Here is a 14,075-nt window from a genome sequence, read left to right on the forward strand (position 1 = left end):
ACGCCCGGCATAACCTAAAATTCATCAAAAAGCTTATAAAATACCGCTAAATTTTAAAAGGCGAACATGAAAAAAATAGTATTTTTAAGGCTCGATCTGGACGCTATCGGCGGGGCGCAGAGGGATCTCTCGCGGCTCGTTAAGGCTCTAAAAGACTCGGGCGTTGCGTGCGAGACGCGCGGATTTAACGGCAGCAAAAAGCTAAGCTCGTGGATCAAAGCTCTGCTTTTTAACTCGCAAGCAAAGCGGCAAAAGGGTGCGGACGAGATTTATTTTAGCCTTGAGCGCATCACCTGCGCCGACATCTACCGAGCGGGCGACGGCGTGCATAAAGTCTATATGAAAACCAAGCCTTTTTGGTTCACAAATCCCCTAAATTTCGTCATTCCCTACCTTGAGAAGCGCACTTTTAAAAATGCCAAAAAAATCATCGCCAACTCAAATTTCATAAAGCGTCAAATTTGCGAAACCTACGGCATCGCAGATGAAAAGATCGCAGTCGTCTATAACGGCGTAAATTTGCCTATGCGCGTGCAAAAAGGCTCAGCAAAGCTCGCTCTTTGCGAGGAGTTCGGGCTTGATTTTCACCTGCCGACACTGCTGTTTGTGGGAAGCGGCTTTAAACGCAAGGGCGCGGAGGAGTTTTTACGCATCGCGGCTCGTCTAAAAACGCGCGTAAACTGCCTGATCGTCGGCCGCGACAAAAACGCCGCCCGCTACAAAAATCTAGCCAAGGAGCTAGGGTTAAACGCTGTATTTACGGGCGCTCAAAAAAACGCGGCGAGATTTTACGAAGGCAGCGAGCTGTTTTTGTTTCCGACTGCTTACGAGCCCTTTTCAAACGTCGTTTTAGAGGCGCTTAGCTACGGCTGCGTCGCTATCACGACCGCTCAAAACGGCGCGGCGGAGATATTGCCTGGGGAATTTGTGATGAGCTCGCCGCAAGACTACGGTATCTGCGCTCTGATCGACGAGATCCTAAACGATGACAAACGCCTCGCAATGCTGCAAGAGCGAAATTTGGCGCTTGCTAGCGAGTTTAGCATCGAAAAAAACGCGAACGCGACGCTGGAGATAGTGCGTGCGAATCTTGATTGAGCTACCGACCTGGCTGGGCGATGCCGTGATGGCAAGCGCCGCGGTAGAGGCTATCGCAAAGCACGCGGAAGCGTTTGATGCGGGGAATTTGACGGGCAAATTTGAGGACCCAGGCGAGCCGGATTTTAGCTTTTCGTCGCAAAATTTCGGCTCGGTAACGCAAGAAATTCAAATTTTTAAAAACGATACGCCAAATTTGGACGGTAAATTTGAAGCTGACCGCGGCGAAAATTTGACCGCAAACGCGCAAGAAAATCAAAATCCGCAAAATTTACAAAAAGAGGCACAAGAGCAAGTCAAAATCGTATTTTTCGGCTCGTTTGCAGCGTGCGAGCTTTTTAAAGCTCATCCAAACTGCGAACGCGTCATCGCGGATAACAGCAAAAAGGCTAAATTTAGGCTCTGGCGGCTATTTTGGCAGGCTAGAAATCTCGGTAAATTCGACGCGGCGTTTAGCTTTAGAAGCTCGTTTTCGAGTAAAATTTTGCTTTTCGGAGCGCGGGCGGGGCGAAAATTTATTTTCCAAAAGAACAACGATAGCGCGCATCAGGTGCAAAAATATCTAAAATTCGTCAAAGCCGCGTTAAATTTAAAACGAGCTGACGACGAGCTAAAGCTTTACTTTGAGCCGCGTAAATTTGACGCGCCCGTGCTCGGGCTAAATCCGGGCGCTAGCTACGGAAGCGCCAAACGCTGGTATCCGGCCTACTTCGCGCAGGTGGCGCTGCATTTTAAAGATAAATTTAAGATTATGATTTTCGGCGGCGCGGGCGAGCGGGATATATGCGAGCAGATCGAGCAAATTTTACGCGAAAACGGCGCGGAGTGCGAAAATCTAGCGGGCAAAACGAGCGTGCGCGAGCTTTGCGAGATGATCGGCGGCATCGGACAAAGCGGCGGTATATTCGTCACGAACGACAGCGGCCCGATGCATATCGCAGCAGCCTACAAGACGCCTACGATCGCGCTTTTTGGGCCAACGAGATTTACGCAGACCTGTCCGTGGCGCAACGAAAACGCCCGCATCTTACACCTAAATCTAGAGTGTATGCCGTGCATGAAGCGCGCCTGCCCGCTAAAAACTCACGCCTGCATGAAGGATCTCTCGCCGCAAGCCGTTATCCAGACGATCGAGCGAGAGTTTTTTGCCAAAGCGCAAGGAGATTAGGCTGTTTTGGCGAGCGCGAGGCTCATTTTCTTGAGTAACCGCAAATAAGCAAAAGCTCCTCGTGCACAAATGCTTTGAAAAAGGCGCGCGACCAAATTTAACGCGCGCAAAGCTAGCATTTGAGATAGCGCAAGACCGCTTAATCAAGGTAAATTTTACTAAACCGATTTTTTGTGCGACTAAAATTTCGCCGCATTTTTAGCCGTCAAGAGAAGTGCGGGCAGATCAAAATTTGTGCCGTCCACAGCGTCTCGCGCGCCGCAAAACGACCAAAATCCCGCCTCACGAAACAACCTCAACCGCGTAGATATCGTCAAATTTAACTCTCGTCTTTACCACAGTTAGGCTTTTATCTATCAAATTTACGTTTGAAACCAGCCCCTCTATGCTCACGTATCCTTGCCCGTCGTGATACGTGATTTTTACCTTGTCGGCGGGCTTTAGTTTACTTATTTTATTTAGGATTTCTTCTATTTTTGATTCGTCAAGATCTAGCTTTTCGCTCTTTTCTCGCTCCTGCGCTTTTAGGGCTTTTTCTAGAGTTGAGAGAGGATTAAACGAGCTAAATATTTTGGCTCTGTCCTTATTCACCGCTTTTGTGCCCTCCTATCTTTTTATTTCTATCTCGTCCGGTGGCTTCAGGCAGCAGGTCGATAGCCCTTAGGATGGAGTTTTTGCCGTATTTTTCTTTTATCTTATTTAGGGTTTTTAGCACTGTTTTTTCTTTTGCGTTTTCTTCTTCAAAGAGGCTTCTTTCGGTTTTGCTTTCCTTTACGACGTCGTTTGCAGATATGCCGATTTGCCTTATGAGGCCTGCGTTTTTTATCTTTTTTAGATATAGCTCTTGTGCTGCGTCCATGAGTACGCTAGCGATATTACTCGGGGTTTTAAACCTTACCGTAGCTCTTTGCGCGGGCTCGTTTTTATCGGCGAATTTGATATTTATCGTGAGCCCGCTAGCCCGCACCTCCTCGTTTATCATCTTTAGAGCTAGCCTATCGGTCATCTCTTTTAGCACGATTAGAGCCTCTAGTCTCTCGTAGTCTCTAGGTAAAATTTCCGAGCTAAAATATGATTTGGTCGAGGGTTTATAGGCCTTGATGTCGACTATGGTGGTGGGCTCGATGCCGTTTGCGTGATCTAGCGCGATATAGGCGTCGATGCCAAACACTCTTTCTAGCAGACTAAATGGCGCGTTTGCCATATCTTTCATACAAAATATCCCGTATCTCTCAAGCTTGGCCCTAGTTTGCTTGCCTATGCGCCAAAAATCATTTAGTGGCTGGTGCGTCCAGAGCTTTTCTTTATAGAGCGCTTCGTCCAAAAAAGCGATACCGTCCTCACTGTGTTTGGCTAGGATATCAAGGGCTATTTTGGCTAGATATAGATTCGTCCCCATACCGCAAGTAGGCGTTACGCCCGTTGTTTTTAGGATGTCGTCCATTATCATCTTTGCCATGGCTCTGGCTTCTAGTTTATAAAATTTTAGATACGAAGTAAGGTCGATAAACGCCTCGTCGATGGAGTAGACGTAGATGTCCTCTTTGGCGACGTATTTTAGATAGATGCCGTAAATTTTAGCCGCGTAGTCGATGTAAAACTGCATCCTGGGCTGAGCGATGATGTATTTGATATTTTTAGGGATTTCAAACAGCCTGCATCTGTTTTTTACACCAAGCGCCTTTAGCGCGGGACTAACGGCTAAACACACGCTGCCCTCGCCTCTAGTGGCGTCGGCGACGACTAAATTCGCCTCAAATGGATCAAGTCCTCGCTCCACGCACTCGACCGAGGCGTAGAAGGACTTTAGATCGATGACGGCGTAGGCTGGAGTTTGGGTTTTCATGGGTGATTAAATTTGCTTGCGCGCTAGGCGGAGTTAGAGAGCAGCTGGGCGGGCCAAATTTGACTCTGCCGCCGCAAATGCTTTTAAATTTAGTCTAAAACGCATCGTCGATAGCTTGGCAGATGATATGCCCTATCATTATGTGCATCTCTTGAATGCGCGGCGTGTCGTTTGACGGCACGACCAAATTTAGCTCGCAAAGCTCGTTCATAGCGCCTCCCGTGCGGCCGCTTAGACCGATGGTTTTGATGCCGATTTTTCGCGCGAGCTCGAGCGCTTTTACGACGTTGCCGCTATTTCCGCTAGTAGAGATCGCTATAAGCAGATCACCCTCGCGGCCCAGAGCCTCCAGCTGACGCGAGAAAACAAACTCATATCCGTAGTCGTTGCCGATCGCCGTGAGCGCGGAAGTATCGGTCGTTAGAGCTACGCCAGCTAGCGCGCCGCGCTCGGTTTTATAGCGACCCGTTAGCTCGGCTGCGATATGCTGCGCGTCTGCTGCACTTCCGCCGTTTCCGCAAAGTAAAATTTTACCGCCCGCCTTTAGCGTCGCTACCGCCGTTTCGCAGGCCTTTTTGATATCCGCTTCCAGCGCAAAGGTTGCCTGTATCGTTGCTAGATGTCCCTCTAGCTCGCTTTTTATCATCTCTTCAGTCTTCATTTTTTATCCTTTTTATCGTCGCGCTCGTGCTTTTGCCGGCTACAAAATCCACTAGCCGCACGTCTTTTACTATGCTGCTTCCCACGACCTCTTTACCTTCGTAGTCGGCACCCTTTACAAGCACGTCGGGACGCAGCTTTTCGATCAAATTTAGAGGCGTTAGCTCGTCAAATATCGTCACGTAATCAACCGCCCCGAGAGCCGCTAGCACGGTAGCGCGGTCGGCTTGCGCGTTTACGGGGCGAGCGTCGCCTTTTAGCGCGCGCACCGAGGCATCGGAGTTTAGCCCAACGACTAGTATATCGCCAAATTCCCGCGCCTTAGCTAGATAGCTCACGTGTCCCGCGTGCAGGATGTCAAAGCAGCCGTTTGTAAAAACGAGCCGCTTTTCGCCGCGGTTTGCCAGCGTCGCGGCCAGTTCATCCGCGCTTTTTATTTTTTCCTCGAAGCCTGCCGCATTTTTACGGCGCACGAGCTCATTTATCTCCTCAAAGCTAGCCGTGGCTGAGCCGACCTTAGCCACGACGACTGCGGCGGCTAAATTTGCCGTCTCGATCGCCTTTTTGATACCTTCGCCCGCACCCAGCATCACGCCCAGCGTCGCTAGCACCGTATCTCCCGCGCCCGTGACGTCAAAGACCTCTTTTGCCAGAGCAGGAAATTTAACCGCCCGTCCGTCATCTAAAAGCGCGATGCCCTCCTCCGAGATCGTTATCAGCGAATGGGTCAAATTTAGCTCGGTTTTTAGCAAATTTAGCGCTGTAAAAAGCTGCTCGTCGTTTTCTATCTTAAAGCCCACAGCCTCGCCCGCTTCTTTTTTATTGGGCGTTAGTAGCGTAGCGCCCTTGTACTTTGAGTAGTCCGCGCCCTTTGGATCGATTAGCACGGGCTTGCCGGCATCCGCGCATGCTTTTATGAGCTTTTGGCACAGCGACGGCGTTAGCACGCCCTTGCCGTAGTCCGATAGCAGCGCGACGTCGTAGCCCTCTAGTGCGCGGGCGAAATTTGCCGCCAGCTCGTCCTCGCACGTTACGGCTTCGACACTTTCTTTATCGATGCGCACGACTTGTTGATGCGTCGCCATCACGCGGCTTTTTATCGAGCTCGTGCGTCCTTTTTCTCTTTTTATAAACTCAGCCCTAGCGCCCTGCTCTCGGAGGATCCACTCTATCTCGTCACCCGTTTCGTCGTCTCCGAGCACGCTCATGACGCCAACTTTTGCGCCTAGTGAAAGCAAATTTAGCACCACGTTGCCCGCTCCGCCTAGGCGTTTGGTTTCGTTTTTTATCTTTACCACCTGCACGGGAGCTTCCGGCGAAATACGCTCGCAGCTGCCCCAGATGTAGTGATCGAGCATCAGATCGCCCACGACCAAAGCACGTACTTCACGCATTTGTTTCTTCCTCATATATCCTTTTTATCTCGGCTGCGTAGTCTTTTATGCCCTCTTCTAGGCTAAATTTAGGCTCGTATCCCAGCGCCTTTTTGGTCGGCTCGATATCGGCTTGCGTATGAAACTGATATGAGCGCGCATACGGGTTTGGGATGTATTCGCAAGGCAAATTTGACCCCAGCTCGCGCTGCAAGATATCCACGATCTCTTGGAAGCTTCTTGCCGTGCCCGTCGCCGCGTTATACACGCCGCTTGGTGCGTTTAGAGCGAGCAGGTTTGCCTGCACGATGTCTTTTATATAAACGAAGTCGCGCTTGATTTTGTCGCTACCCTCAAAGAGGCGCGGATTTTTCCCGCTCAAAATTTGCAGACCAAACTGCAGCACCATCGAGGCGGTTTTGTTTTTATAAAACTCCCTCGCGCCGTAGACGTTAAAGTATCTCAGCCCCACGACCGCAACGCCTCTTTTAGCGTATTTTCGTCCCAGATCGTCCATTTTTAGCTTTGAAAAGCCGTAGACGTTATTTGGCGCTTCGCATTCACCGACTCTTTGCGGGCTTTTTGCGTTGCCGTATGTGGCACCCGAGCTTGCGTATATCATGCGCGCGCCCGTTTTTTCGCAGATATATAGTAGGTCTTTAAAGCTATTTAGATTAGTCCTCATTAGCTCACCTTGCTCGGTTACCGTAGTATCCGAGATCGCCGCCTCGTGAAAGATCGCGTCTGGGGCGAATTTCTCGATCATAGCTAGCGTCTTTGCGCAATTTATGTCGCCCTCGTAAATTTCCCCCGAAAAGCCGAGCAAATTTTTAAAATGCCCGAAGCTTTTGAGGTTTCCGTTGCTAAATTTCTCGTCGCTTCTAAATTTATCCACGGCGAGCACTTCTACGTCTTTTAAATTTTCATCGAAATAATGCGCCAAATTTGAGCCGATGAAGCCCGCAGCGCCCGTTATTACGACCTTTTTTATATCTTTCATATTTTTCCTTCTTTTTTTAAAAACTCTAGCGCCTCAGCCACGCTTTTTAGCCGGTCGCCAAGCTTTAAATTTACCCCTACGCCCGCACTTTGCCCCGCCTGCACGTCGCTATCCTTGTCGCCTATCATGATTGAGCGCGCAAGGTCGATGTTTAGCTCGTTTGCGGCCTTTAATAGCATGCCTGGCTTTGGCTTGCGACAGCTACAAAGAGCCTCCGGCGCATGCGGGCAAAAGTAAATTTTCTCTATCTTTACGCCCTCTTTTTCAAACTCGCCAAGCATAAAGCCGCAAAGCTCGTCAAACTGCTTTTGCGTGTAGTAGCCTCGCCCGATGCCTGATTGATTCGTCACCACGACTAGCGCGTAGCCCGCCTGAGCAAATTCCCTCAAAGCGGCAAAAATGCCCTCTTTAAAAACGAAATCCTCGCGCCTATAAACATAGCCCGCATCCTCGTTTATCACGCCGTCGCGATCAAGAAATAGCGCCTTTTTGGGCGCTGCTTTAAACACTGTTTTATCCATGGCGAAAATTATACAAAAAAAATCTAAATTTAACCGAAAATCGCCGCCCGCGACGCGCTAGAAACTAATGCTAAAAACTAATGTAAAATTTAGCTTTTTGTACTATAATTTGCCCGCAACAACTCCCACAAAAGGATATAAAATGAAAAAACTAATCGTTGTTTCAGGTGCAGCCGCATTGCTAGCGGGTAGCCTATTTGCCGCTGACGGCGCGACTCTTTACAAAAAATGCGCAGCCTGTCACGGACCGAAAGCGGAAAAAGTGTATCTAAATAAAGTTCCTGCGCTTAACACGCTTTCAAAAGAAGAGATCGCCGAGAGCCTAAAAGGCTATAAAGCAGGCACTCTAGATAAATTTAAAAGCGCAGCTATGATGAAGCCTATCGCAAAACCACTTAGCGACGACGACATCGCAGCTCTATCAGAGTACATCCCTACTCTAAAATAACCCTTTTCGGCGGAACTTTTTCCGCCGATTTTTCTCTGCTTTTTATTTTGCGCTTCATTTTAGTAACTTTTTTATAAAATTTCTTTTCTTTTAAGCTTTTAGGGCTATAATCTCGTCTAAATTTCTATCAAAAAGGACGAAAGATGAAAATCTATCACATTGCAACTGCCGTTTTGGCGTTAAATTTATCTCTGCTTGCGGCCGATGGCGCGGCTATTTACAAAAAATGCGCAGCCTGTCACGGCGAAAAAGCGGACGCAAAATACGCAAACAAAGTGCCTGCGCTAACTAGCATCAGCAAAGAGGACCGCATAAAAGCACTACAAAGCTACAAAGACGGCTCAAACAACGCCTTTGGCATGGGCAAAGTCATGCAACTGCACGCCAAAAACCTAAGCGACGAGGATATGGCGGCTGTTAGCGAGTATATCGATAGCTTGAAATAATACATGCGATTTTAACATAAAAAATATCGGCGGTCGATGAGATGAACTACGAAGCGACCGCATCAATCTCACACATAGACTTTACTCGCAATGCTTAAATCATACTTTGAGCGCGGCGGTTTCGAGCAAAATTATTATATACGCCAGCGCCGACTCGCTAAAAACCGGGCCGGCGGCTTCACTTAAAATCACGAGCTTGTAACTACGGACGGCAAAACTAAATTTGATACTCGTTAGGACTTAGCTCTCCTCGTAAAAGCTTGCCAAAGCGCGTGGCTGCGGCATCTACGGCATCGTCGCCAAACTCGCCCGGCTCAAATCCGCTACTGATAAACGGCACGGCAAAGTCCATCCCGCAGTAGTTTGCCGCGATCTTAAGCGGCGTTAAAATCTCATCCAAGCTAAAGCCGATAGCGCCTTGCTTAGAGTATTCGTCAAGCGGGGTGCTGACGCTTAGCGCAAGCTGCAAGACCTTGCCTTTAAGCGCGCCGGAACCCACCAACTCGTGCGAAAAGACGATGTCGATATAGGCTTTTAGCATAGGCGGCACGTTTAGCCAGTACATCGGGTACAAAAATACGATGCGCTCGGCACCCGCCAACGCGTCTTGCTCTGCGCGGGCGTCTATGCGCGCGATATCTAGGCCGTAAAGCCTCTCCAAATGGCGCACTTTAGCGTCCGCGGCGGACTTTGCTACCTGTGACAAGGCTTTGTTTACGCGAGATGCGGCGAGATTTGGGTGCGATAAGATAACTAGCGTTTTCATGTTGTTTCCTTTGTTAAATTTTGCGAAATCATATCGTTAAAAAGCTAAAAATAGATTAAGGAGGCTTGCGAGAGCGAACTTTTGCAAGCAAGAAAACAAAATTTACAGGATTAAAACGCGCCCGCTAGGTGATTGCAGCGATTAAATTTAAAACGGCTCCAAGCCACCTAAACTCCAAGCGGGCAACATACCCGACGGGTGCGTCAAGCGACGATCTTGATGTGATTGCGGGGCATCACTAGACTGAGTAAATTTGGCCGACAAGAGGCTAAATTTGCCGACGACCCGCTTGCTAGCAAAAGGCAACCGATTTTTACTCTGCCAGATTACACTTGCGCACTTTTACCATTTTGCACGACAAATTTGCCGTCCAAGACGCCAAAATCCAATGCTCAAATTTTTTGCCCGTCATTATGCCGTAGTTAGTCAAAATTTAACGACGAATTTAACCGCAACGGATTAAATTTACGGTCCAAATTTGACTCCAAAATCCTTGCCGTCAAATTTAAAACGCAAATGTCGCCTACGCTCAAAATCAAATTTCGCGGCAAATTTTACGACCCAAAATAACCAAATTTTAGCGACAAAGACGAGTCAAATAAGTGCGTAAATTCACCTCAATCAGGCGGCCTGTAGCCCTTTTCTTTGCGGCGAAGCTCTAGCTCATAGGCGTCGTTTAGCGCATCTTCGTCGTCAAATTTCGTCCCGTCCAAAAACTTTCGCTCGTCGTCAAACTGCCTAGTTTTAAGCCCCCACAGCAGCGCCGCCAGCCCGCACGCGCCAAGCAGCGTAGAGACGCCGATCATCATCGCCACGACCGCCCCGCTCATCATTCGCTCCTAGCCCGCATCGCGTTTAGCACGACCGCGACCGAGCTTAGCGACATCGATAGCGCAGCCACTGCCGGCGCTACGTAGCCGGCCATAGCTAACGGTATCGTCACGGCGTTATAAACGAGCGAAAAGGCCAAATTTTGCCGCACGATGCAGTAGGTTTTACGCGCGAGCGCTACGGCAGCCGCGAGCGAGGCTGGGTCATCTCTCATTAGCACGACGTCGCTTTTTGCGATACTCACGGCCGCTCCGCTACCCATACACACGGCCACGCTTGAGAGCGCGAGCGCGGCGGCGTCGTTTATCCCGTCGCCTATCATCAGCACGTTTCGCCCTTGCTGCGCCAGTCTCTCCACGTATGCGGCCTTGTCCATAGGCAGAGCGTTTGCGATCGTTTCACCCACGCCTAGCTCCTCCGCCACGCGCTTTGCGGCGTATTCATTATCGCCCGTTAGCATCGCCACGCGCATGCCCGCGTTTTTTAGCGCGTATACGCACTCTTTGGCGCCATCTTTTAGGCTCTCCTCCAGCTCAAATACCGCCACGATCTCCCCGTCTGCGGCGAAAAAATAGCAAGTCCCGCGCACCGCTTCGCCGTTATAAAACCCTAGCTCTCGCATAAATTTCTCGCTCCCGCCGGCTAGATTTATGCCGTCAAATTTAGCCTGCGTGCCGCGCGCTGCGATGTTTTCAAAGCCGCTTAGCTCTAAAAGTTTTAAATCCCTGAAATTTGCGCGCAGATACTCGCCAACGGCGCGGCTAACGGGATGATCCGAGCCGCTAACCAGCGAAAAAAGCACGCTTGCGTCAAATTTATCCGAGTGCCTAAATTTACTCACCTTAAGCCGCCCGGACGTGAGCGTGCCGGTCTTGTCAAACACGGCCGTATCGCATTTGGCGAGGCTTTCGATGATTCGCGCCTCTTTAAAAAGTATCCCGCGCCTAAAGCCCGCCCCAAGCGCGACGAGCGTGCTAACGGGCGTAGCAAGACCCAGCGCGCAGGGGCACGAGATTACCACGACCGAGATCGCGACGATGAGCGCGGCGGAGAACTCGCCAGTGCGCCAGAACCAAAACGCAAACGTCGCTAGCGCTAGAGCCGTGATAGCAGCCGAAAACCTCGCCGCGATAGCGTCTGCAAGCGCCTGAATTTTAGGCTTTTTGGCTGCAGCGGTTTCTAGCAGATTTATGATACGCGCTAGCACTGACTCGCTAAAGACGGCGCCGACCTCGTAAACCAGCGTGCCGTCCACGCAAACCGAGCCGCTTTTTATCTCGTTTTCGCCCTCTTTCGCGCTAAGATACGCGGGTGCGCTCTCGCCGCTAAGGCTCGAGAGATCAAAGCTCGCCGCGCCGCTGATGGCGATGCCGTCAAGTAGCACGCGCTCGCCCGCTCGCACGACTACAAGTTCGCCCACACGCACCTCCTGCGCGCTTTTTATGGTTATTTCGTCGCCGTTTTTGACGCTAACGGAGTTTAAATTTAGCGAGTTTAGATTATCAAGCGTGTCGGCGGCCTTTTTCTTGCTCAAGACTTCCAGATATTTGCCGATAAATACGAAAGTGATTATCATCGCGACCGAGTCGAAATACACCTCGCCGCGCCTAGAAAACATCGCATATATAGAGAAAATATAAGCCGCGAGCGTACCCGTTACGATGAGGCTATCCATGTTTTGAGTTTTGTTTTTTAGCGCGCTCCAAGCACCCCTAAAAAACCCACTTCCCGTGTAAAAAAGCACCGGCGTAGCGAGGATAAATTCGGCGAAATTTATGATAGAGCGCACGTCGGCGCGCATGCCCGTGAAGTAGCCGCCGTACTGCGCGACGGCCAGCCACATGATGTTCATCGTGCAAAATATCCCCACAAGCAGCCGCGCGTAAAACTCTCGCCTCTGCCCCGCAAGTCTTTGCTCCTGAGCCTGCGCGTCGTATGGGTAGGGCTCATAGCCGATAGAGCGGATGAGGGCGAAAATTTGAGCCAAATTTATCTCTTTTTCGTCCCAGACGATGAGGGCTTTATTGTTAACCGAGTTTATATTTACCTCTAAAATTCCCTTCTGCGCAAATAAAACCTTCTCGTTTAGCCAGACGCAAGCCGAGCAGTGGATGCCCTCGATGATGAGCGAGATTTTATTAAATCCGTTCTCGTTTTTGACGTAGTTTTGATAAATAGCCGCGAGGTCTTCTTGCAACTTTTGCGCCGCGTTTTTTGCGCTTATGGCGGGATTTAGCGTAGTTTTACCGAGCCTTTCGTAAAACTCATTAAGCCCGCTTGCGTTAAGTATCTCGTAAACTCCCGCGCACCCCTCGCAGCAAAACAGCTCCCCGCCGCGCTCCATCAGCGCCTCGCGCTCAAATTCGCCCCTGCAATGCGCGCACTTAAATTTGCCCATCGGTTACTTTTTTCTTTCGTTTTAAGATTTTAGATTATACGAAAAAATTCTAAAGCCTCGCTTGATTTTGCAAGCTTTGGCGCGGATTTTCCTTGCGCCCGAATTTGACGGCAAATTTGAGAAGTTTTGCTCACGCATAAACGTAACTATAAATTTTGATCAGATTTAGCCAAAACCCACATATTTCAAATCAGTTAAATTTTACAAACCACCTTTTAAACGGCTTTAAATTTTAACCTCAAATTTAACAAAATAAAATCAATCGCTCTCACGCAAACTCCCTGTCTATCACGATGAAAATTTTATACCCGGGAAAGCTTAGCGAGATCTCGCGCTCTATCTCGGCGCGCAGACGGCTTAGATTTTTCTCGGCAAAATCGACCACCACGTCAAACCTCACGCTCTTTTTCTTAGTATCGATAAAAAACGCGTGAAATCCGCGCACGCTACTAAAGTGCGAGAGCAAATTTGCCACGCATGCGCGGCTTTGCTCCTGCCCCAAATTTACGCTATAAACGCCGAAAACCAGATAAATCCTGTAAATTTTATAAATCTCGATCTGAAGCTCGTTTAACCTCTGCGAAACTTCGCTAAGAGGCAAATGCTCGTCTATCTCGACGTTTACCGAGCCGACGTATCGCTGCGCGCCGTAGTTGTGCAGGATCAGGTCGTATGCGCCGCGCACGATCTCGCAGCGATTTACGGCGGCGTAAATTTCGTCGCTGATCTCCTTTTCGACGCGCTGGCCGATGATTTTATCGAAGGTTTCTTTTATCAAAAGCATGCCGTTTACGATAATAAAAAGCGAGGCCAAAGCGCCCGCGTAACCGTCTATCTGGATATCGGCGAAGTACGATAGCGCGGCGGAAACGAGGATAACGCACGATATGATCGCATCGCCCAAGGCCTCCTGTCCGACGGCTCTAAGCGAGATAGATCTGGTCTGTTTGCCGATCTTTATTATAGTAAAAGCCGAGCGCAAATTTGACGAATATCGCGCAGAACAAAAACGCTAAAAACGGCATCGTAAAGCTGGTGGGCTCCGGCGCAAAAATATTTTCGACCGAAGTTTTTAGAAACTGAAATCCCAGCATCAGCACGATGACCGAGACTATAAGACCGCCGATATACTCGGTCCTGCCGTAGCCGTAGGGGTGGTCTTCGTCGGGCATCTTGCTAGCTAGTTTTGAACCAAATATCATGATGATACTTGAGCCTGCATCGCTAAGGTTATTTACGGCGTCTGATATCAGCGCGACCGAGTTTGAGACCATAGCGATAAAGATTTTCGCTCCAGCTAAGATAAAATTCGTAACTATGCCGATAAGCGCGGTTTTTATGATCGTTTTTTCGCGCTTGCCATCTTTAAAATCCATCATTTTGAGATTCCTTTTCATTTTTGGCGAGATTATATCACTTCTTGACATCAAAGCCAAAATTTTATAAAATGCGACTTTCAAAAACTTCTTTTGAAACTTAAATTTATCTACAAAATTATTCCGTAATTTTAAAGAGGACAC

The 14,075-nt window shown here is 49.2% G+C and carries 15 protein-coding genes; 4 read left to right on the top strand and 11 right to left on the bottom strand.

Annotated elements, in window-relative coordinates:
* The first annotated feature begins 66 nt into the window (after positions 1 to 66).
* Together H7R39_RS10505 and waaF are read left to right on the top strand one after the other, a co-directional pair.
* Complete coding sequence (locus tag H7R39_RS10505; protein ID WP_185899224.1) at positions 67 to 1,098, top strand: glycosyltransferase family 4 protein; 1,032 nt, start codon at positions 67 to 69, stop codon at positions 1,096 to 1,098.
* Entirely contained in the window at positions 1,082 to 2,266 is a 1,185-nt protein-coding gene (waaF, locus tag H7R39_RS10510; protein ID WP_407644569.1) for a lipopolysaccharide heptosyltransferase II, read from the top strand. The genes H7R39_RS10505 and waaF overlap by 17 nt, the downstream gene beginning before the upstream one ends.
* 282 nt (positions 2,267 to 2,548) lie before the next feature.
* On the opposite strand, the gene H7R39_RS10515 is transcribed toward waaF, so the two are convergent.
* From H7R39_RS10515 to gmhB, 6 genes are all read right to left on the bottom strand, one after another.
* Positions 2,549 to 2,857: a YolD-like family protein gene (locus H7R39_RS10515; protein WP_185899226.1), complete on the bottom strand. Its 309-nt coding sequence runs from the start codon at positions 2,855 to 2,857 to the stop codon at positions 2,549 to 2,551.
* Positions 2,850 to 4,112, bottom strand: a complete 1,263-nt coding sequence (locus H7R39_RS10520) for a Y-family DNA polymerase (protein WP_185899228.1) — start codon at positions 4,110 to 4,112, stop codon at positions 2,850 to 2,852. The genes H7R39_RS10515 and H7R39_RS10520 overlap by 8 nt, the downstream gene beginning before the upstream one ends.
* Before the next feature lie 94 nt (positions 4,113 to 4,206).
* Positions 4,207 to 4,773, bottom strand: coding sequence for a D-sedoheptulose 7-phosphate isomerase (gene gmhA / locus H7R39_RS10525; RefSeq protein WP_185899230.1), 567 nt, complete (start codon positions 4,771 to 4,773; stop codon positions 4,207 to 4,209).
* Complete coding sequence (gene rfaE1, locus H7R39_RS10530; RefSeq protein ID WP_185899232.1) at positions 4,763 to 6,166, bottom strand: D-glycero-beta-D-manno-heptose-7-phosphate kinase; 1,404 nt, start codon at positions 6,164 to 6,166, stop codon at positions 4,763 to 4,765. Before rfaE1 ends, gmhA begins: the two co-directional genes overlap by 11 nt.
* Entirely contained in the window at positions 6,159 to 7,145 is a 987-nt protein-coding gene (rfaD, locus tag H7R39_RS10535) for an ADP-glyceromanno-heptose 6-epimerase (RefSeq protein WP_185899234.1), read from the bottom strand. Before rfaD ends, rfaE1 begins: the two co-directional genes overlap by 8 nt.
* On the bottom strand, positions 7,142 to 7,666 hold the full coding sequence (gene gmhB / locus H7R39_RS10540; protein WP_185899236.1) for a D-glycero-beta-D-manno-heptose 1,7-bisphosphate 7-phosphatase: 525 nt from the start codon (positions 7,664 to 7,666) through the stop codon (positions 7,142 to 7,144). The genes rfaD and gmhB overlap by 4 nt, the downstream gene beginning before the upstream one ends.
* 142 nt (positions 7,667 to 7,808) lie before the next feature.
* Between gmhB and H7R39_RS10545 the strand changes: the two genes are divergently transcribed.
* Together H7R39_RS10545 and H7R39_RS10550 are read left to right on the top strand one after the other, a co-directional pair.
* On the top strand, positions 7,809 to 8,114 hold the full coding sequence (locus H7R39_RS10545) for a c-type cytochrome (RefSeq protein WP_122861939.1): 306 nt from the start codon (positions 7,809 to 7,811) through the stop codon (positions 8,112 to 8,114).
* 143 nt (positions 8,115 to 8,257) lie between these two features.
* Positions 8,258 to 8,560 (top strand): c-type cytochrome, encoded by a 303-nt coding sequence (locus H7R39_RS10550; RefSeq protein ID WP_185899238.1) that lies wholly within the window; start codon positions 8,258 to 8,260, stop codon positions 8,558 to 8,560.
* A gap of 217 nt (positions 8,561 to 8,777) precedes the next feature.
* Here H7R39_RS10550 and H7R39_RS10555 read toward each other — a convergent pair whose 3' ends face one another.
* The 5 genes from H7R39_RS10555 to H7R39_RS11510 form a co-directional block, all read right to left on the bottom strand.
* The gene (locus H7R39_RS10555) at positions 8,778 to 9,326 is read right to left on the bottom strand and encodes an NAD(P)H-dependent oxidoreductase (protein WP_185899240.1); all 549 of its coding nucleotides are present in this window, start codon (positions 9,324 to 9,326) and stop codon (positions 8,778 to 8,780) included.
* A gap of 617 nt (positions 9,327 to 9,943) precedes the next feature.
* A complete protein-coding gene (gene ccoS, locus H7R39_RS10560; RefSeq protein ID WP_185899243.1) occupies positions 9,944 to 10,156 on the bottom strand; it encodes a cbb3-type cytochrome oxidase assembly protein CcoS in 213 nt (70 codons plus the stop codon).
* Positions 10,156 to 12,555 carry a heavy metal translocating P-type ATPase gene (locus H7R39_RS10565; RefSeq protein ID WP_185899245.1) on the bottom strand — a complete coding sequence of 800 codons (2,400 nt, stop codon included), beginning with the start codon at positions 12,553 to 12,555 and terminating at the stop codon, positions 10,156 to 10,158. The genes ccoS and H7R39_RS10565 overlap by 1 nt, the downstream gene beginning before the upstream one ends.
* A gap of 268 nt (positions 12,556 to 12,823) precedes the next feature.
* Positions 12,824 to 13,459 carry a cation diffusion facilitator family transporter gene (locus H7R39_RS11505; protein WP_407644570.1) on the bottom strand — a complete coding sequence of 212 codons (636 nt, stop codon included), beginning with the start codon at positions 13,457 to 13,459 and terminating at the stop codon, positions 12,824 to 12,826.
* A gap of 19 nt (positions 13,460 to 13,478) precedes the next feature.
* The gene (locus H7R39_RS11510; protein ID WP_267455035.1) at positions 13,479 to 13,934 is read right to left on the bottom strand and encodes a cation diffusion facilitator family transporter; all 456 of its coding nucleotides are present in this window, start codon (positions 13,932 to 13,934) and stop codon (positions 13,479 to 13,481) included.
* Between the last annotated feature and the right edge of the window lie 141 nt (positions 13,935 to 14,075).

Origin of the sequence: Campylobacter massiliensis (genome assembly GCF_014253065.1) — a bacterium.
In the GTDB taxonomy this organism is placed as follows: domain Bacteria; phylum Campylobacterota; class Campylobacteria; order Campylobacterales; family Campylobacteraceae; genus Campylobacter_A; species Campylobacter_A massiliensis.

Bases quoted from the DNA above. Each gene is read 5' to 3' on its own strand.
- H7R39_RS10505 (WP_185899224.1), top strand. From the start codon at position 67: ATGAAAAAAATAGTATTTTTAAGGCTCGATCTGGACGCTATCGGCGGG.
- H7R39_RS10520 (WP_185899228.1), bottom strand. From the start codon at position 4,112: ATGAAAACCCAAACTCCAGCCTACGCCGTCATCGATCTAAAGTCCTTC.
- gmhA (WP_185899230.1), bottom strand. From the start codon at position 4,773: ATGAAGACTGAAGAGATGATAAAAAGCGAGCTAGAGGGACATCTAGCA.
- rfaE1 (WP_185899232.1), bottom strand. From the start codon at position 6,166: ATGCGTGAAGTACGTGCTTTGGTCGTGGGCGATCTGATGCTCGATCAC.
- rfaD (WP_185899234.1), bottom strand. From the start codon at position 7,145: ATGAAAGATATAAAAAAGGTCGTAATAACGGGCGCTGCGGGCTTCATC.
- gmhB (WP_185899236.1), bottom strand. From the start codon at position 7,666: ATGGATAAAACAGTGTTTAAAGCAGCGCCCAAAAAGGCGCTATTTCTT.
- H7R39_RS10545 (WP_122861939.1), top strand. From the start codon at position 7,809: ATGAAAAAACTAATCGTTGTTTCAGGTGCAGCCGCATTGCTAGCGGGT.
- H7R39_RS10550 (WP_185899238.1), top strand. From the start codon at position 8,258: ATGAAAATCTATCACATTGCAACTGCCGTTTTGGCGTTAAATTTATCT.
- H7R39_RS10555 (WP_185899240.1), bottom strand. From the start codon at position 9,326: ATGAAAACGCTAGTTATCTTATCGCACCCAAATCTCGCCGCATCTCGC.
- ccoS (WP_185899243.1), bottom strand. From the start codon at position 10,156: ATGAGCGGGGCGGTCGTGGCGATGATGATCGGCGTCTCTACGCTGCTT.
- H7R39_RS10565 (WP_185899245.1), bottom strand. From the start codon at position 12,555: ATGGGCAAATTTAAGTGCGCGCATTGCAGGGGCGAATTTGAGCGCGAG.
- H7R39_RS11510 (WP_267455035.1), bottom strand. From the start codon at position 13,934: ATGATGGATTTTAAAGATGGCAAGCGCGAAAAAACGATCATAAAAACC.